The organism is Methanosarcina sp. 2.H.T.1A.6 (genome assembly GCF_000979455.1).
GTDB lineage: Archaea > Halobacteriota > Methanosarcinia > Methanosarcinales > Methanosarcinaceae > Methanosarcina.
Window position 1 is genome coordinate 1 of record NZ_JJOY01000011.1, and the last position, 17,242, is coordinate 17,242.

The following is a 17,242-nucleotide window of genomic DNA, read 5'->3' on the forward strand; positions in this document are numbered from 1 at the left end:
AAAAATAAGCGTTTTAGTAGATTTAGAGGGGCTACCCCTCTCTATTATTGTTGTTCCTGCAAATGAGAATGACTCCACGCTTTATGTACCTACACTTAAGAATTTCAAGATACAGAGACCTATAGGAAGGCCTGTAAACAGGCCTTCCAAAGTGACAGCTGATGCAATATATGATACAGATGAAATTCGAAAATATAACAGAAGAAGAGGAATAAAGTCCAATATACCAGTAAACATAAGAAATCGAAAGAAAAAGAAAAAAGGAAGACCAATAAAGGTAGATTGGGATGAATTCAAAAAGAAAAGTGCAGTAGAAAGGTTCTTTAGCTGGATAGAGTCATGCAAGAAAGTATTTCCAAGATATGAAATCAAAGAAATATCATACTTGGGAGTTGTAATGTTTGCAGCAATAATGAGGTTAAATCAAGTTTTGGGATGAGCTCAATCAGTATCCATGTGCGTAAATTACTCCAAGCTCTTTTAATCTCGCTTCAGCCATTGTTAAGAAAAGCCTGGCTCCTGAAGGTCATAAGGCTAAGCTGTTATATTATATCGTGACCGTTCAAAAGAGGAAGCTTCATTAGAAATTAACCTCCTTCTTTTCTTAAGGATTTTTATGCAATAATCAATGGCGATATACATGAACTACAGCAAAATGACAAAGGACGATTTTGACAGAATTCTTTTCATACGTCTTAATGAGGAAACTCTTCAATCAATAGTTAATATTCCGGGTGTTTCTGAAATAGTATCCAAACATTTCAATAATGATACACTTCTTAACGAGGAAACTCCTCAATCAATAGTTAATATTCAAGGCATTTATGAAATAGTATCCAGGTATTTCAATAATGATATACTTGAATTGTGGGAGTATGAGCAGTATATCACGGTTAAAGAGATTGTAGAAAGAATCGGGTTGTGGAATCCGGAATTCCAGCGAACCATGGTACTATTAAATTTACTGAACGAATTAACTGAAATTCTTTACGATACCCTGGATCTAAAACTGGACAAATATGTTAACCTTCGATCCCTTCCGGTTAGGGAGTTCCACAAAGAATCTGTGGAGAAATATTCAGCATATCCTATCTGGACATGTGATTTTGAAGGGTCCTGTCTTGTTGGTGCGGAGAAGTTTGAAATCGAGCCTATTGATTCAATTCTCCACCGCTTTGGTGATGAGTAAATGCTTCTCGTTGGTTATTCACGTGACTGAACAAAAAAGTTTATAATTGCCCGCCGGAATTTACTTTGAATGTTAATTTGATTTAATATGGTAAACAATATAAATTAATCAATTTCAAATATCTTAATGATGCTGAAAAGAATACTAGTGTCTAGGAAATTTAGTTATGAGTCATCAAAATAAGGACAAAGGACTACTGATGATGAATTATATATATTAAAGCCCCATAATTAATTTGCCACGACACTAGCGTGATTTGAAAAGGGGGATCCTATGAAACACTTCATTACAAAAGACACGCCTGTTACGGAAGAGGTGCTTAATGTCATCGCTCATTTGCCCACGAAAAGTCTTCCTGCGATAGTTGAAGATGAATTCTTCTTTAAACTGAGCGACCACAATATTATGCGTATAGCAGTTTTACTTGCTCAAAAAAGCTATGATGAAGGCGGCTGTCCTATCGGCGGCGTCATCATCGATAACAATACGCGCCGGATTGTCGGCAAAGGGCATAATACGCTTGTGCAGGACAACGACCCTTATAACCACGGTGAAACTTCTGCCATACGCGATACGGGACGGAAGGACTTCAGCAATACCACAATTTTCACAACGCTCAGCCCCTGCGATGTTTGCGCCACATTGATATACATGCGCCAGTTCGACCGCGTGGTCGTCGGCGATGTTACGAACGCCTCGGGCAATGAACAGATGCTGTGCGAGAAGGGCGTCAAAGTCGATATCCTTGAAGACCCTGTGGGAATAACATTGTATGCGAAATATCGGAGCGAAAAGCCGGAGCTTGACATGGAAGATTGGAAAGGCCTTGCTGCCGTTCGCAGGGCCCGAAAGGACCAGGCTTAATAAAGAAGCTTATCTCAAAAACTAATCAAACCCTCTCAATTATTTACCCTTTCCAGAACATGAGCGTTAAGAGTAAACAGTTTCTCCGACCTGGCATTCTGCTTCATACAACCCTATTATTCATTTACTTTATTGCACGAAGCAAAAAACTTAATCCCATAACCGGCATCACAACCAGCCAGTAAAGGAAATAAATTGCTATGAGACCGTCACTAAAAGACGCTTCTTGTGGGTGTCTTGATGAAATTTCCCAGACTGCAAAGAAAAGGGAAAATATAGAAATAATACTCGCTATAGATGAAACTGCAAGATATGCTTTCATCGAGTATGGATGCCCATGCAAAGATAAAAAGACCAGTAGCGAGAATGGGGACAATAACGCCAGAAGTGTTATCACGAGGGGTGTTACGAGGTACCTGTAGTCACTAAGAAGTTCTCCACCACTAACTTCCCAAAAACTTACAATAACCAGTAAAAATAGCGAAATACAAAACGGGACTGCCAGATACCATCCGGGTAGTTCTTTTCTTGCTTCTAATAAGAAAAGCACAGAACCGAAAAGAGAGATAGTGCTCATAAATTCTACAATGACAGATTCATTACTATCAGGCAGCAAATGGAATCCATTGGATATAATTGCGATCACAACCATAAAGATAACAGACATCAATGCCATCGCAATTTTGATCCTCATTAAATCGCCCCTATGAAATATAGATTGACGTAAAAATCCATTTTATTCTTTCTGGATAGCGGTTTTGTCAAAAAATTTAAAATTAAACTGATACTAATAACTTCTGAATATTAACACAATCTCCGCAAATTTATATGTATTGTAGACTGTATGCCTGAAGTTCTGTAAATCAGGAATTCCGGTTTTCCGGATCAAGTCGCTATTTTGTGTAAAGCTTTCAGGGCTGAGTACCTTTTATTCTCCAGAGTTACGCTGTAGTAAGGCACAAGTTTCGGAGAAAAGCCCATGATATAATCCGCAAATCTGGGAACGTTTCCTGCCATAACGTTCATGTATTCGAAATTTCTGGCTTTCAGGTCAAGAAACTCCTTATAATAAAGCAGAGCATTGGACCCCCTCAGGCTAAAAGCCGGGTCCCGGGCAGAAGACCAGGCAATAGTGCCTTTTTTCCCGTAAAGGGTCAGATGTGCTGCAACCGCTTCTCCTTCGGGAGTTTCGGAAACAAGCATGTAACCAATATTTTTTTCCCGAATCAGATTGAATACTTTTTCGAAAAACTTCATGGGAAGCGGAGGTTTCAGGTGCTGTCTCTCATATACTTTGGAAAACAGCTCATAATAAGTTTCAAGATCATTCCATATCCTTGTCCTGAGTCCGGCCTCAGATGCGGATTTAAGGTCCTTCCGGATCGTCCTTGAAATGTTATTCTCTACATCTTCGTTCAGGTCCAGGTGATGGGTATAGTGGACCTTTGAGTCCCATCCGTTCCAGGTGAATGGTCTTATATCCTCAATCCCGGGAGAGAATTTCAGGTTAATACTATCAAAACCCTGCCTGCAAAGGAATTCCCGGAGGGCGTTAAAGATCTCGTGGGTCTCCTGTACTCTTTTGCTTGTTTTGGGGCTGGAACTCTCCTTTAGAAGAGGTCCGCAATAGTCAGTCATATTGCTTATCGAAGATGCCACCTTCAGGACCCCTTTGAGGTTCTTAACAAAAATGGGGCAGCCTCCCACAAGCTCATCGTTTTTGAAACAACCATAAATCCTGAGATCTCTTGAAAGGACATCCCTGTAAATCTCTACCCAGTCACTGGTATGAAAGGGGGTGCCGGGCCGGACCTCTTCCACAAGCAAATCCCATTCTCTGTATTCGGATGGCACCAATTCTCTAACTTCAATTTCGTTCATGTTAAGCCCCGTGCAAATAGTTGTTAGTTCGGTTCAATAGTTTTCTCGTGAGCAGCCACCACATCCCCGAGTTTCATAGTAATCTTGCCATCTGAAATCGTGTAAGGGATGCTTTCCTTCGGATATGCCACACAGCCTCCTTCAATGCCGTTTCCTGTTGCTGCATCAAAGACCGTGCCGCAGGAATCGCAAACAAGGGTGCCCTGATCAAGGGTAAATCCTATTGAATTGCAAGGAGGGCATACATTGGACCTGACAAAGACCTCACCATTAAATTTGTATGCCATGACTGCAATTTCCCCGCTGTCGGTTTTTACCTTAAAGTGGACGTTTGTATCCTCTTCCACAGAACTGGCAGGAATGGATATCTGGTTTCCACTGGCCTGAGTGGTAATCCAGGTCGCCTTTACCGGGCTTGCATCAGCTGTACCTTTTGACCCTATTTCCGTGCATCCGGCTGCCACCAGAGACACCACTACTGCTAACAAAACCGTAAGTATTAATTTTCCATTCATGTTTTTTACTCCGATATAGTTTTTTTACACCGCAACATTTCCGTCTTTTAAGTATACTATGCGATCAGAATACGCTGCAAGCTCTTTGTTATGAGTGACCATTATGACAGTCACCTCTCCTGCCAGCGATTTTAGTAGAGAGATTATCATGGAACCGGTGTTTGCATCAAGAGCTCCTGTGGGCTCGTCTGCAAGCAGGATTTTCGGTTTCATAACAACAGCCCTGGCAATTGCAACCCTCTGCTGTTCTCCTCCGCTCAGTTCTACCGGCTTGTGGTGCATCCTGTGAGCCAGCCCGACTCTCTCAAGAGCGCTGGCAACTGCGCCGTCATCTTTGTCACCCGCAAACACCAGCGGCAGGGCAACATTTTCATAGGCTGTGAGGGAGGGAATAAGGTGGAACTGCTGGAACACAAACCCAACAGTCCTGCGCCTGAACTCGACAAGTTCTTTCTGGGATTTTTTTGTGATATCGATATCTTTGATGAGGATGCTTCCACCAGTTGGTCTGTCCAGCATCCCGATAATGTTCATTAAAGTGGTTTTTCCGGAACCCGACTGGCCCATAATGGACACGAATTCCCCGTCTTTGATTTCCAGATTAATCCCGTGCAGGACTTCTACCTCGTTGTGGCCAAGCCTGTATTTTTTTGTCACATCTTTGACCTGAATCAGGTTTGTACTCAGGTCCTCAGGATTAGCCGGCATTTCCGGATTAACGGAAAATTCAGGCTTTTCAGACACAGGGTTCTCAAGCACAGGGTTCTCAAGCACAGGACTGTTAGATACGGGATTATCAGACACTTCTCAACACCTCCGCAGGGTCAATTCCAAGCGCTCTTTTTGCAGGGATAACCGAAGCCACCATTCCGGTAAGTATACAGATTCCGGCAACCAGCGGCAGGATTTCCCACATTGGCGAAGGCGACACCGAGACCAGCATAGGAGCGGCAATGGACGAGGCTGCCGTACCTATGGCAAATCCAATACCGCCACCGATTATTCCGATAATTGCTCCTTCAAAGAAAAGCATGGACACCACCTGAGCATTACTTGCACCGACCGCTCGCATAATACCGATCTCCTTCAGCTTTTCATTCACAGATGCAAGCATGGTGGAAGCAACTGTTAATGTGCTCACCAGCAGGGTAATTATTGAGACCGCCATTGCGGAAGACTGAGTATGCTCGACAACTGCCATTTCGGTATCTACAATCTGGCTCATTGACCGCGCTTCCAGTCCGGGGAACACTCCTTCTATCTGCCTGCTCATTTCTTCAACAGGACAGTCGTTACAGAGTGCTCTTACCTCTAAACTGCTGACCTTCCCTTCTTTAGAAAGCAGGTACTGGGATGCTGCAAGCGGAAGAATCACATATCCATCTTCATTGCCTCCCGTGCTTTCTATTACCCCGGCAACAACGGCATCAATTGAAAGATTACCCTGGCTAAGGGTTATCGGGGACCCTTCTTTCAGCCCCAGGGGGCCGGCTATATCCGAACCTACCATTACTTCGGTTTTCTCAGGGGTTTCTGCAGTTATCCAGTGCCCCTGGACTTCCCACCAGGACTTGAGGTTTTTCTCCTTCTCGGGGTCTACCCCCATTATAACGACAGAAGAATTGCCAAGTTCTGCGACCCCATACAATCTTGGAGCTACAACTGCCAGGTTGGAGTTATTTTTAATAGTATAAATTTTGGGAATTTCCGATTCTTCAATATAGTTCTCTCCCATAGACAGAGAACCAATAGACGTTGAACCCGCAACAAGAGGTATGGTTGTTACCTCAGGTCTGACAATGATGTTTGCACCGAACTTATTCGATTCTTCATAAAGACCCTCGGTTGCTGCGGAAAATGTGGTGACTACAGCTACTATTGCTGCAGCAGCTATTACCACACTCAGCACTGCAAATCCGAGTTTTGTCTTCCTGCGGGATATGTCTTTTAAGACTAACATATGTAAACGCATTTGTAATCCTCAATACCTGTTGCCGATTTACTTTTCAGCGGTTTACTTTTCAACAGTTTACCTTCAATTCTCACGTTGGATAATTACGTTGAATAATTACGTTGAATCAAATTTACTATACACTTGATGTAAAGGTGTGACTTTACGTTGAGTGTAAACCTACTTTAACTTTACGCTGGATGTAAACTACCTGTGCAAAAAAAGCCCTGGATAAAAACCAGTTATCCTAAAGCTCATCACAAAGCTTATATTTGTTTACAGCAGTCGTAAAGCCATGGTTAAATTAGACCGAATAAATCTTTCCAATGAGGGTTTGACCAAATTTTTCAGTCCCATTGAAGCCCAGATCATGGAGGTTTTGTGGACAAATCAGGAGTCAACAACGCCGGATATTACCGAAAAAACAGGTATTCCTTTATCCAGCGTGGCAGGGACCCTGGACAGGCTTGTAAAAGCCGGTTATGCAAAAAGAGCGGTGGATAAAAGCGGGAACAGGGTAAGGTATCTGTATTCTGCAACAGAGTCTATGGACAATACCGCAAATACCATCACAAAAAAAGTGCTGGACAGCCTTGTAGATACCTTCGGCAAGGTGGCTATTGAAAATTTCCATACTTATCACGGTAAAAAGTGAATTCAGAAGTGGATTAAAAAATGAGTTGAGAAGTGAATTCAGAAGTGAATTCAGAAGTGAATTCAGAAGTGAGAGTCCTTGAGAAGCAGGTTCTAAGAATACAAGTTTTTGGGCGGAGGATATGTTCTCCATAACGCAAGAAATTGACTGTTATATAACGTGCATCACCGGTTCTGACCTTTTGCCATTAATAGGAATACAGGCATTTCTGGCTTTACTGCTTTTCACGTTTTATCTTAAAGCCAGAAAACCGGTTCTCAGGATTTCTTCGTTCATTGCTGCACAGTTATTCATGATCTCGGTTATAGGCACAATTGTTTCCGCTATGCAGTGCAGTCAAATGCTGACAATCGAAATCTATACCGCCTATGTCATTCTTTCAACTGTAATTATTATGCTCCTGCCAAGAGTGTATTATAAAATCCTGATCAGAAGACACGGCGCCCAGCCGATTACAGACATCATGGACTGGCCCCAGGCATTTGTGAATAATTTAACCGAAGGAGCAAAGGTGTATTATTACGATTCAGCAGTACCGGGGGCTTTTGCCTCTGGAAAAAGCATTTTTTTATCATTGGGGATGCTTGAACTGATGGACGATTCGGAATTAAAAGCCGTACTTGCCCATGAAGTATGGCACATTCGGCATAATAACAAAACTCCTGTATTGAGGCAGCTATCACTTATGACTTTCACAAAAAACCATTCAGAGGATGAACTTGAAGTTCTTGCTGACGTTTTTGCCGGTAAAATTGTTAGCGAAACTGCAGTAGAATCCGCAAGGGCAAAACTGGAGTAAAGCCCGAGTTGCGATTCGGGATCGCAGGAAATCGGAGATTTCCTGGGAGTTGCGATGTAATCGCAACAGTACGCGGTCCGTTTCAGCAGAGTTGCGGCTCTGCAGTACGCTGCCCTTTTCGCTTTGCTCAAGAGGGCTAATTTATGGATTGTAGCAGTTAACTTCGCTCGCTCAAGCGGACTAACTTATGGGTTTTAGCATTGATCTTCACTCAAGAGGGCTAAATTACGATTTCTCGGACCCATACAACCTTATTCACTGTACCGTGTCGTTTTTGTCACGCTCGACGCAGGAGAGCGGCCTTTCCCAAAATCGTAAAAAAAAGAGAAAAACCAGCAAGTAAAAACGACTGGGAAAGCCTGTAAGAAACTAACAGGTAGAAATGGCCGGTAAACCGATAAGATAGCAACTAAAACCAGCAAGTAAAATTCTACCTGAAAAATACTTTTTTTCAGTCTTTTTTATCTCTTTTTCTTCTTTTTCAACCGACCGCCAGACAAGCTGGCGGGAGCGTCCTATATTTACCTGTGGGTTTCAAAATGGTCTTGGGATTTAGGAAAGTATCTCTCGGACCCTGTGGAGGACTTTTTTCATAGTATTCAGATTTTCTGGACGTGTCCGGCTGCATGGATAATAATTTTGGATCGGAATTCCAGGCACATCTGATGTTTTCATTTTTATCTATTAATGCGCGATGGGTGAAGGGCGTGCGGCGCTGCAAAGAATAAACGGAAAACCCATTCGTTTTGCTTCGCCCGGCATAGTATCAACCGATTTTCCCTGAACCGGCTTGTAGTTCAAGAATTTCGAATCTGATTACTTTTTCCTGTCAGATGGGATGTATCGCAACCTATATATGTTCACAATTGTTACTATATCAGTGTTCACAATTGTTAACCTACCCGGGTTAATAAACTTGAAGTTTCAGCCCTCTTTTTATCCGTACTCATGTAATGACAGCTCATCAACCAGCTCTTCAGGCAATTCTTGAGGAGATGCACAGGTTCGAATTAGTTGATTCATAGTTTCTAATTATTATATTCTTTCCACTTTATTCCATTTATTATCCCAATATGGGTATATTTTTTTATGATTTGGGCATAATAGGATAAAATTTCATAATTTACGGAAAGGTTTATAAAATTAAGATAGGAATGGTTGAGTACATGACACAGCAATTTACTCTTACCATAGAATCCGGACGGAACAGACTTGGAGAACAGGAAGGGTTTGACAGGATAGAAATCAGACCCGGGGACACCCTGTCAATAGTGGGTCCGACAGGTTCGGGAAAATCGGCTTTAATCAATGATATTGAAAATCTTGCACAGGGGGATACCATAACAGGTCGAAGGATTCTCATCAATGGGGAAGAACCTCCCGAGGCCTTCGTACGGGAGCCAGCCTTCAAACCTATTTCCCTGATTACCCAGAATACACGCTGTCTTGCGGACCTTTCAGTCGAAGAATTCCTGCTTATGCATATAAGAGCACGGAGACCCGGCAGGGACGATTTACTCGATGAGACAATAAATCTTGCAAATACATTTACCGGAGAAGAGATCAGCCTTAAAAGCCGGATGAGCGGTTTATCCGGGGGCCAGACCCGGTCTCTTATGATTGCAGATGCCCTTGTAATCGGTGACACTCCGATACTTCTTCTTGATGAGATTGAGAATGCAGGGATCTTCAAAGACCGTGTTATCCAGTCTCTCCAGAGAGGAAACAAGGCTGTTATCCTTGTAACACACGACCCTTACCTGGCTCTTACAGCAGGCAGGCGTATCGTAATGAGGTATGGAGGAGTTTCCTCTGTGATCGAACCGACAGGACAGGAGCAGGACCTTATTGAAGACCTTGCCGTAGTTGAAGACAGACTCCACCTGATCAGAGAACAACTCAGGTTGGGAGCTTCCTTTTCCTCAGATTCTTCTTCCGGTTCTTCATCCGGTTCTTCAGAAGTTTTAATAGCTGCGGTTGAACAGGGATTTCAGTTGAACAGGGTGTGATCTACAGATGAAACTCCTCATAATCGCAGGCCCTCCCAGCGGAGGAAAAACTGTTGTAATTCGCCAGATTATAAAGAACCTGCCTGAAGGCTCACTTCCTGCCTTTCTCAAAATTGACGTTGTGCATGCAACAGAAGATGAGGAACTTGCAGAAGAGTTTGGCATTCCTGTCAAAAAGGTATATTCCGGAGATGTATGTCCTGACCATATGGGAATTCTCGTCCTTGATGACGCATTGCACTGGGCGGAGAGCCTTTCAAGAAATATTCTGATAATTGAAAGTGCAGGTCTCTGTCTAAGGTGTACTCCTTACACAACACATTCTCTCGGGATTGCAGTTGTCAGCTCGATCTCAGGCACAAACTCACCCTTTAAAATGGCACCTCTGCTCGCTCTTGCAGATGTGGCAGTTGTTACGAAAACCGACCTTGTCTCACAGGCAGAAAAAGAGGTCTTCAGAGAAAGCATCAGAAAAGTTGTCCCGGATATTGACATTGTAGAGACAAATGCAATTCAGGGAACCGGGCTCAGATACCTGATGCGAAGAATTGTCAATCAACCGGAAATAGGGCAAGATCCTATCATGCTCAGAGGCTCCCCTCCTCTTGGCGTATGTACGATTTGTATCGGTAAAAAAGAGATTGGGTGGAAAAACCACTTTGGAGTCATCCGGCCACTGGATATGCCAGAGCCCCTGTACAGAGGTGACTGAGGGTGATTGAATGGAATCCCCCGGGTAAAAACTGTGGGGCCTGCGGTTCCCAGACCTGTTCTGACTTTGTTGGCCGGCTTGAAGCCGGATTAGCAGAGCTGGAACTGTGTCCTTTCTACAGTAAAAACAATATCTTGAGCCCGGATAACATTTTGAGCCCAGGGAACATTTTGAGCCGGGAAAATCTTGCGATCCAGGCCAGAAATATCACTTACTCAGGTGTAGACGTTGTCGGGAGAGAATATGACTTCGTACTCTTTCCGTTTCCGGGTGAGCCGTCAGCCCGCAAATTTATAGTGCCTTTCAGGGCAGACCTTGTGGAAAAATGGGATGTCAAAAAAGGAGACCTCGTAACCGGCCGTCCGGCAGGTCCGGGATGTCCTGTCTATCATGCTTTGAGAGTCCTGAGTGCAAACCCGGTCACAGGTGTAATTGAGTGCCATACTGTGGGTCCCATGGCCGCAAGAAAAGAAGACGTCCACGACGTCCAGGCGTATCATGTCCACGCTTTCGAAGGAATTGCAAGTACTATAAGAAAACCCCCTGTCTTCGGGACCCGCCAGTATTTCCTGCCTGGCAACTGCATGATCGGGATTGCACATACTGCCCTTGTGAACATGAGTTTTCAAAAACCTTCAGGACTCCACGTCCGGCTTGAGGATATAAGGATATTATGAAGACTATCGAGGAAATTAATAGGAAAATCGCCAGGGATGAAGCGATAATTCTAACTGCTGCCGAACTCAAGTCCATGGTACGTGCCGGGAAAAATGTAACTCTCGATGATGTGGATGTGGTCACGACCGGAACATTTGGCGTGATGTCCGGCACAATGGCAGTTATGATGGTGCCGGTAGCCGGAAAGTGCAATTTTGAGAGGGCAGACTCCATCTGGCTAAATGGTGTGCCTGCTCAGCCCGGCCCCTGCCCGAACGAACGGCTTGGGGTTGTGGACCTTGTGATAAACGGGACAGCGCATGCAGATGACCGGTATGGCGGAGGACACCTTTTCCGGGACCTTGTAAAAGGAAAAGAGATTGACGTCCTCGTGGAAGCACACGGCAGGATATATGAAAATCAGGTTACGCTTGATGATATCGACTATGCCAGGATCATTACCACACGGCTCGCGTTTAAAAATTACCATGCCCTGATAAACCCCACTTCGGCCACAATCAACACTATTTTTTCTGTGACAGGGCTGACAGGACCTTTTACGGAAGCAACGGTCTCAGGATGCGGGGAAATAAACCCTCTCCAGAACGACCCCTCCCGCAGGATAATAGGCGTGGGTACAAGGGTTCTTTTGAATGGTGCACTCGGTTATATTATGGGGAGAGGGACCAGGTCCAGCCCCGATAAACCGAATGTCTCTGCCTTTGCAGATATGAAGGGAATGGACCCGGCGATGATGGGCGGGATGAAAACCTCACACGGGCCTGAGTGCCTTACCTCCCTTGCAGTCCCTATACCTGTCCTTGATGAAGAGACCCTCTCAGGATTAAAAATCCTGGACCACAATGTCCCGTTGCCTGTCTCGGATGTAAACGGGCGCACTGCACATACAAAAGTAAACTACGGGCATATCTGGGAAGGCACTGACAGGGTCATCCGGGTCGAAAAAGAACGGTGCCTGCACCATCCGGATTGTGCCGCAATGCGCACCTGTCCTAAGGATGCAATTTCAAATAATTTCGTTATCAATAGAGACCTTTGTATCAATTGCGGCACCTGTACACTCCAGTGTTCTGAAGGAGTATTCCGTGCAAGACTGGGCTCTATAGAACTGGCAGAAGGAACTGTCCCGATCTCACTGAGGCAGTCAGACAGGGCGCGGGCAGAAAGACTCTGTACGATGCTTAAGAACCGTATCCTGAAGCACGAGTTTACGCCAACACAGATGCTGGAACCTCTCTAACATGGAGGGTTAATCAGCCTTTTTTTGAAGCTATTAGATATAAGGACATTATTTTTCAATTTTCAATTTTTTATCATCTCACTTACGTATTTAATGTTTATCATTAACGAAAAATACTCGGAACAGTGGTATTTCTCCTGAATTTATCTCTAGCCAGATAGGTCTCAAATCAAACAGGCTTAAAACCCGGTTAATCAATAAACTTATTGTAAAAATTAAACGCCTGCCCGAGAGGTCAATTTGCATAAATCGAACTCATCTGCCTACATTGGAAATAAAATTACCTAATGTCAGACCCCCTTATAGAAGGATCTCTGCACTCGAAAAGAGACATTAAGATATATTAATAATAGACATATATAGATCTATAGATTATATAGAGCGGCCTAAAATATATGGAAAACATAAAATATAATGAAATGGTCTGGAATACCATAAGAGACATGGATTTAAGGAGAACAGGTGTAGACTCCATAAATCAAGCATAAAGTGGAAGAAATCTGAGGCATCATGGCAATCATGCATTTAGTAATTATGCATCTAGCAATTATGCATCATAGCAATTATGCATCATAGTAATTATAGTAGTTTTGGAGTTTAAAATCTCTGGAGTAAGGAAAAAAATGGATTTACTTGTCATAGCTATTATCCTTGCAGGCTTATACATGGCCTGGAACATAGGGGCAAACGACCTCGCAAATGCTATGGGGACTTCAGTAGGAACGGGTGCCCTAACAATCAAGCAGGTCATTGTCATTGCCGCTGTGTTTGAATTCCTGGGTGCCGTGTTCTTCGGAAAACGGGTTACCTCGACAATTGCAAAAGGGATCGTTCCCATTGATATGATCAGCAGCATTCACCCGGATATTGTGGTGCTGGGGATGCTGGCTGCAATTCTTGCCGCAAGTTTCTGGATAACGCTCGCAACTTTTTACAACCTTCCCGTTTCAACCAGCCATTCAATTGTTGGTTCCGTGCTCGGCTTCGGGTTGATTGCAGCTTATAACGGAACTATCTCTTTTTCTGACATTCACTGGGCTGTTCTTCTGAAAATTGTTGCTAGCTGGTTTATATCTCCGGCTCTTGGAGCTATTCTTGCGTTTCTGATCTTTTCTCTAATAAGGAGTCTTTACCTTCACAAGGCTTCAGATATGCCTGCCGTTGAGAAAAAATTCATATTCTTACAGCTCCTAACTGCCTGTTATATCGCATTTGCGCACGGGTCAAACGATGTCGCAAACGCCGTAGGTCCTCTCTCTGCCGCGCTTAACGTGATGGGGGTAACAGGAAGCGAAATCCCCATCGGTGTACTTATAATGGGTGGCTTCGGCATGGTAATAGGCATGGCAACCTGGGGATATAAGGTGGTCGAAACCATAGGGTCGAAAATCACGGAACTCACCCCAACTCGAGGTTTTTCCGCACAGTTTGCAACTGCCTCGGTGGTTCTGCTACACAGTTACAGCTCCCTCCCGATTTCGACTACTCATACCCTTGTAGGTTCGGTTATTGGCGTAGGGCTTGCAGGTGGACTTGCAGCCGTTGACCTGGGCGTAATCTGGAGGATTATTTCTTCCTGGATAGCAACAGTCCCCATAGCTGCCCTTACATCGGCAATAATCTTTGTGGGGCTCGAGGTGATATTTTTATGAAAGACTACATCCGTTCCGTACTCGACGTGGTCGCAGACTCTCCCTTCGTCCCTCTTGAAATGCACGCTAAAAAAGGGGTTCTTGCAGTTGAGAAGCTCTCTGAAGCAATGGAAGCTTATTGTAAAGGAGATCAGGTACTTCTTAATGAGCGGACTGAAGAAATCGACATATTGGAACATGATGCCGACAAAATCAAACAGAAAATCAGGGCAAGCATACCCTCCTCCATCAGGCTGCCGGTTAATAAAAAGGACCTCCTTTCTTTCCTCAAGCAGCAGGACTCTATCGCTGATTTTGCCCAGGCTTCAGCCTACTGGATGACTCTGCGCCCCTGTAAAAACCTCCCGGATGAAATCAAGGAAGGCTTTCTGGAACTCATGGCAGCCTCCCTGAAAACCGCCAGGCTGTACGAGGGGCTTGTGGGTGAACTTTACAAACTACTTGCAACATCTTTCAGCAAGGAAGAAATCAAAGAAACAATGCAGATCGTCCCTCAGGTCGAAAGGCTGGAACATGATGTAGATGTGCTTGAGACAGCTCTCCTAAAAAAGATCTTCGAACATGAAGATGCTCTCGGAGGGGCAGGGGTCTGCCACCTTATGGGGCTTGTTGAAAAGGTAGGAGGCATTGCTGATAAGTCCGCAAGTGCAGCTGACCGCCTGAGGTCTATGATCCTCAGAAGGTAAGTTTCCTTTTACTTCACTTCCTTTTTTATATTGATATTTTTTCCGAACTCTGCAGGTCTATTTTGATTAATTTTTGGATCTATTCCGGTGCCCGGAGCTGGAAGCTTTCAGTTTTCTCCCCCTGCGCCATGCGGGTCTAGGGCCGGCCTGTCAACCAGATAAAAAGTGCCTGACAAGACGACACCCCGATTAAGAGAAAAAGTGCTGAATAAATGCCCCTGGGTTGAGAGAATACTTTCCTTTACCCCGGAAACCGTTTCCAATTCACAGGTTAATATAAAGCGTCTCCGCCAGCTTGCCTGGCGACCCTGCAAAAAAAGCAGAAAAAGCAAAAGAAACAGGAGTTCTCTGTTCCCCTGGTTACTTTACGTTTTGGTTTCTTACGGGTGCCATCAGTCGTTTTTGTTTTCGGGCTTTTTTCTCTTCTTTCTTATTCTTTTCTTACTTTGTCTGAAAGGCCGCTCTCCTGCGTCGAGCGTGACAAAAACGACACTGGATAGCGAATAAGGTGGTAAAGGTCAAGGATCTGTAATTTAGACCTCTCGAGTGCAGCTTCCCGAAAATCCTTGATTTCCTGTGATCCCTATGATCAATTCGGGGAGTTCAGCCTTTTAACTTTCTCACGTGCACTTTCCGCTTTTGTTTTGAGCCCTTTACTATCCCAGAGGTCGGCTGCTATCTTAAAAGCATTTTCTGCCCCTCTCGGATTTCCAAGTTTCAGGAAAACCATTCCCTTTTCATACCAGGCTTCTGGATGATCGGGCTTCAGACGGGTTGCCTTCTCAAAAGCGTGCAGTGCCTCCTTTTCCGAACCGGCTTTAAAGAGAATTTTTCCCCGGAGCTGCCAGGCTTCGGCGTTTTCAGGTTTTATCTCAAGGGCTTTTTTAAAAGACTGCACAGCTTTTTCCTGTTCTCCAAGCCTGAGATGGAGTTTCCCTTTTTCAAACAGGGTATCCGGGTCATCAGGATTTCTTTCCAGGGCTTTTTCAGATTCGCTGAGTTTCTCTTCACAAAAGCGTATCCGGGCGAGCACTGCATCCTTGCCTTCCCAGGCGTGTTTCTGCACAGGGTTCAGGAGAATCGATTTTTCAAACGCATCAAGAGCTTCCCGGAAGCGCTCAAGCTTTGTTAGAGCAAACCCCAGGTTAGTCCAGAGCCCTGCATTATCAGGGCTAATTTCCAAGGCTCTTTTGAAGATCTCGAGAGCTTCTTCATAGCGTTTGAGTTTCAGCAGGGAATTTCCTTTATGGAACATGGCTGCAAAATCCAGAGGTTTTCCTTCAAGCACGCGGTCAAAGGCTTGAATCGCGAGTCTTAGCCTTCCCTGTCTGTAAAGAGCCACTCCTTTTTCGTAGAGGTCTCCTGCCTCTGTGCTTTCCGGACTTCCGTCTTCCCCCTCACCTTCGGGACTGTCCTTTTCAAGCCCGGTTTCAGAGAGGTATCTGAACCCTGCCGAATCCTCCCGGTCAGGTCTGGAATCAAGATATATAAACTCCTCTTTCGGCACGAAGGACTTGCAGATCCATCCGGACTCAGCCCTTCGGTTAGTGATAATACAGTACCCGTTTATGTATTTTGAACAGACCCCGCAGCAGTAGATGTGCCTCTCCAGACGGTACCGTATCTGGTCAAGCTCGGTAGTAACCAGTCCCTGGTTCAGCCGCGTTTTGAAGGTTTCATACGGAAGATTTTTGATTTTAATATAGACTGTTGAAGGAGCAGGAGGGTCCCATTCAAAGGATTTTTCGGTTTTCTTTTTGTGGATCATAATTTTCATTGAGAGTTTCGGTTTGGTCTTACCGTTGTTTTCGAGTTATGAGGATATAAGCCTTTTTCAAGCCTTTTTCGAAGCTTGCAATTACTCTTTTCACAGCTACAGCTTTCTTTTCAAAGACCGGAGTATGTACAGCAAGACAGCCTATTCAGAGACTGACATGTAAATATACATGACCTCCATTCTAAATTTCTGGACTGTTACTTTTCAAAGAGTTCATGCTTTCAATAAAGAGTTCTATTGCCCGAAATATTAATAATCAACTAAATTTATTAAAGTAGTGAACATTCCTAATAATATCATTTAGGGAACATATTTACTAAAAATAAGGGAGGGTAAATTTATGAGTCACAAACAAACGCACGGCGTCCCAGCACTATTCTCTTTTTTCATCCCCGGTCTGGGCCAGCTTGTAAAGGGGCACGTGTTCAAGGCACTTGGCGTCTGGGCAGCCCTGATAATCAGTGCATTCATGAGCATTATCGGAATCGGGATTTTAATGGGAATGGTTGTCTGAGTTGCACAGATATATGATGCCTATAATGCATGAATGAAGAAACAGGTTGTTCACCGTTACATAGTCGCGTCTCCCGAATTGGGCCTCGGGATCTCAGGAACTCGGAGATTTTCCGGGAGT

At 44.3% G+C, this 17,242-nt stretch carries 18 protein-coding genes; 12 read left to right on the forward strand and 6 right to left on the reverse strand.

What is annotated here, in order from left to right; genetic code table 11:
- The 3 genes from EO98_RS03100 to EO98_RS03110 form a co-directional block, all read left to right on the forward strand.
- Positions 1-439: IS5/IS1182 family transposase (locus EO98_RS03100; protein ID WP_048160026.1), on the forward strand; the 439-nt coding region annotated here is incomplete at its 5' end.
- Between the two features lie 216 nt (positions 440-655).
- Entirely contained in the window at positions 656-1,189 is a 534-nt protein-coding gene (locus EO98_RS03105) for a hypothetical protein (protein WP_235283961.1), read from the forward strand.
- A 336-nt stretch (positions 1,190-1,525) separates the two neighbouring features.
- Positions 1,526-2,053: a nucleoside deaminase gene (locus tag EO98_RS03110; protein WP_235283615.1), complete on the forward strand. Its 528-nt coding sequence runs from the start codon at positions 1,526-1,528 to the stop codon at positions 2,051-2,053.
- A 124-nt stretch (positions 2,054-2,177) separates the two neighbouring features.
- Here the strand turns inward: EO98_RS03110 and EO98_RS03115 are convergent, their stop codons facing one another.
- The 5 genes from EO98_RS03115 to EO98_RS03135 form a co-directional block, all read right to left on the reverse strand.
- On the reverse strand, positions 2,178-2,747 hold the full coding sequence (locus tag EO98_RS03115) for a hypothetical protein (RefSeq protein WP_048140738.1): 570 nt from the start codon (positions 2,745-2,747) through the stop codon (positions 2,178-2,180).
- A gap of 191 nt (positions 2,748-2,938) precedes the next feature.
- The gene (locus EO98_RS03120; protein WP_048140740.1) at positions 2,939-3,934 is read right to left on the reverse strand and encodes a GNAT family N-acetyltransferase; all 996 of its coding nucleotides are present in this window, start codon (positions 3,932-3,934) and stop codon (positions 2,939-2,941) included.
- 23 nt (positions 3,935-3,957) lie between these two features.
- The gene (locus EO98_RS03125; protein WP_048140742.1) at positions 3,958-4,449 is read right to left on the reverse strand and encodes a Fe-S-containing protein; all 492 of its coding nucleotides are present in this window, start codon (positions 4,447-4,449) and stop codon (positions 3,958-3,960) included.
- A 24-nt stretch (positions 4,450-4,473) separates the two neighbouring features.
- Positions 4,474-5,253, reverse strand: a complete 780-nt coding sequence (locus EO98_RS03130; protein ID WP_304413518.1) for an ABC transporter ATP-binding protein — start codon at positions 5,251-5,253, stop codon at positions 4,474-4,476.
- Positions 5,246-6,409, reverse strand: a complete 1,164-nt coding sequence (locus EO98_RS03135) for an ABC transporter permease (RefSeq protein ID WP_048140744.1) — start codon at positions 6,407-6,409, stop codon at positions 5,246-5,248. The genes EO98_RS03130 and EO98_RS03135 overlap by 8 nt, the downstream gene beginning before the upstream one ends.
- A gap of 286 nt (positions 6,410-6,695) precedes the next feature.
- On the opposite strand from EO98_RS03135, the gene EO98_RS03140 reads away from it, so the two are divergent.
- The 8 genes from EO98_RS03140 (at position 6,696) to EO98_RS03175 (ending at position 14,831) form a co-directional block, all read left to right on the forward strand.
- Positions 6,696-7,055 (forward strand): BlaI/MecI/CopY family transcriptional regulator, encoded by a 360-nt coding sequence (locus EO98_RS03140; protein WP_048132826.1) that lies wholly within the window; start codon positions 6,696-6,698, stop codon positions 7,053-7,055.
- A 121-nt stretch (positions 7,056-7,176) separates the two neighbouring features.
- Positions 7,177-7,854 (forward strand): M48 family metalloprotease, encoded by a 678-nt coding sequence (locus tag EO98_RS03145; protein ID WP_048140746.1) that lies wholly within the window; start codon positions 7,177-7,179, stop codon positions 7,852-7,854.
- A 1,166-nt stretch (positions 7,855-9,020) separates the two neighbouring features.
- Positions 9,021-9,863 (forward strand): ATP-binding cassette domain-containing protein, encoded by an 843-nt coding sequence (locus EO98_RS03150; RefSeq protein WP_156161000.1) that lies wholly within the window; start codon positions 9,021-9,023, stop codon positions 9,861-9,863.
- 7 nt (positions 9,864-9,870) lie between these two features.
- Positions 9,871-10,575, forward strand: a complete 705-nt coding sequence (locus EO98_RS03155) for a GTP-binding protein (RefSeq protein ID WP_048140749.1) — start codon at positions 9,871-9,873, stop codon at positions 10,573-10,575.
- Positions 10,576-10,577: 2 nt separating this feature from the next.
- Complete coding sequence (locus tag EO98_RS03160) at positions 10,578-11,252, forward strand: (Fe-S)-binding protein (protein ID WP_200895230.1); 675 nt, start codon at positions 10,578-10,580, stop codon at positions 11,250-11,252.
- On the forward strand, positions 11,249-12,493 hold the full coding sequence (locus EO98_RS03165; RefSeq protein ID WP_048140751.1) for a methanogenesis marker 16 metalloprotein: 1,245 nt from the start codon (positions 11,249-11,251) through the stop codon (positions 12,491-12,493). The genes EO98_RS03160 and EO98_RS03165 overlap by 4 nt, the downstream gene beginning before the upstream one ends.
- A gap of 623 nt (positions 12,494-13,116) precedes the next feature.
- Positions 13,117-14,145, forward strand: coding sequence for an inorganic phosphate transporter (locus tag EO98_RS03170; protein ID WP_048140754.1), 1,029 nt, complete (start codon positions 13,117-13,119; stop codon positions 14,143-14,145).
- Positions 14,142-14,831, forward strand: coding sequence for a TIGR00153 family protein (locus tag EO98_RS03175; RefSeq protein WP_048140756.1), 690 nt, complete (start codon positions 14,142-14,144; stop codon positions 14,829-14,831). The genes EO98_RS03170 and EO98_RS03175 overlap by 4 nt, the downstream gene beginning before the upstream one ends.
- Before the next feature lie 589 nt (positions 14,832-15,420).
- Here the strand turns inward: EO98_RS03175 and EO98_RS03185 are convergent.
- Positions 15,421-16,608, reverse strand: a complete 1,188-nt coding sequence (locus EO98_RS03185) for a tetratricopeptide repeat protein (protein WP_235283616.1) — start codon at positions 16,606-16,608, stop codon at positions 15,421-15,423.
- Between the two features lie 340 nt (positions 16,609-16,948).
- On the opposite strand from EO98_RS03185, the gene EO98_RS18815 reads away from it, so the two are divergent.
- Positions 16,949-17,122 (forward strand): hypothetical protein, encoded by a 174-nt coding sequence (locus tag EO98_RS18815; protein WP_200895231.1) that lies wholly within the window; start codon positions 16,949-16,951, stop codon positions 17,120-17,122.
- Positions 17,123-17,242: the final 120 nt, after the last annotated feature.

Bases quoted from the DNA above. Each gene is read 5' to 3' on its own strand.
- EO98_RS03105 (WP_235283961.1), top strand. From the start codon at position 656: ATGACAAAGGACGATTTTGACAGAATTCTTTTCATACGTCTTAATGAG.
- EO98_RS03115 (WP_048140738.1), bottom strand. From the start codon at position 2,747: ATGAGGATCAAAATTGCGATGGCATTGATGTCTGTTATCTTTATGGTT.
- EO98_RS03120 (WP_048140740.1), bottom strand. From the start codon at position 3,934: ATGAACGAAATTGAAGTTAGAGAATTGGTGCCATCCGAATACAGAGAA.
- EO98_RS03125 (WP_048140742.1), bottom strand. From the start codon at position 4,449: ATGAATGGAAAATTAATACTTACGGTTTTGTTAGCAGTAGTGGTGTCT.
- EO98_RS03135 (WP_048140744.1), bottom strand. From the start codon at position 6,409: ATGTTAGTCTTAAAAGACATATCCCGCAGGAAGACAAAACTCGGATTT.
- EO98_RS03140 (WP_048132826.1), top strand. From the start codon at position 6,696: ATGGTTAAATTAGACCGAATAAATCTTTCCAATGAGGGTTTGACCAAA.
- EO98_RS03145 (WP_048140746.1), top strand. From the start codon at position 7,177: ATGTTCTCCATAACGCAAGAAATTGACTGTTATATAACGTGCATCACC.
- EO98_RS03150 (WP_156161000.1), top strand. From the start codon at position 9,021: ATGACACAGCAATTTACTCTTACCATAGAATCCGGACGGAACAGACTT.
- EO98_RS03155 (WP_048140749.1), top strand. From the start codon at position 9,871: ATGAAACTCCTCATAATCGCAGGCCCTCCCAGCGGAGGAAAAACTGTT.
- EO98_RS03165 (WP_048140751.1), top strand. From the start codon at position 11,249: ATGAAGACTATCGAGGAAATTAATAGGAAAATCGCCAGGGATGAAGCG.
- EO98_RS03170 (WP_048140754.1), top strand. From the start codon at position 13,117: ATGGATTTACTTGTCATAGCTATTATCCTTGCAGGCTTATACATGGCC.
- EO98_RS03175 (WP_048140756.1), top strand. From the start codon at position 14,142: ATGAAAGACTACATCCGTTCCGTACTCGACGTGGTCGCAGACTCTCCC.
- EO98_RS03185 (WP_235283616.1), bottom strand. From the start codon at position 16,608: ATGAAAATTATGATCCACAAAAAGAAAACCGAAAAATCCTTTGAATGG.
- EO98_RS18815 (WP_200895231.1), top strand. From the start codon at position 16,949: ATGAGTCACAAACAAACGCACGGCGTCCCAGCACTATTCTCTTTTTTC.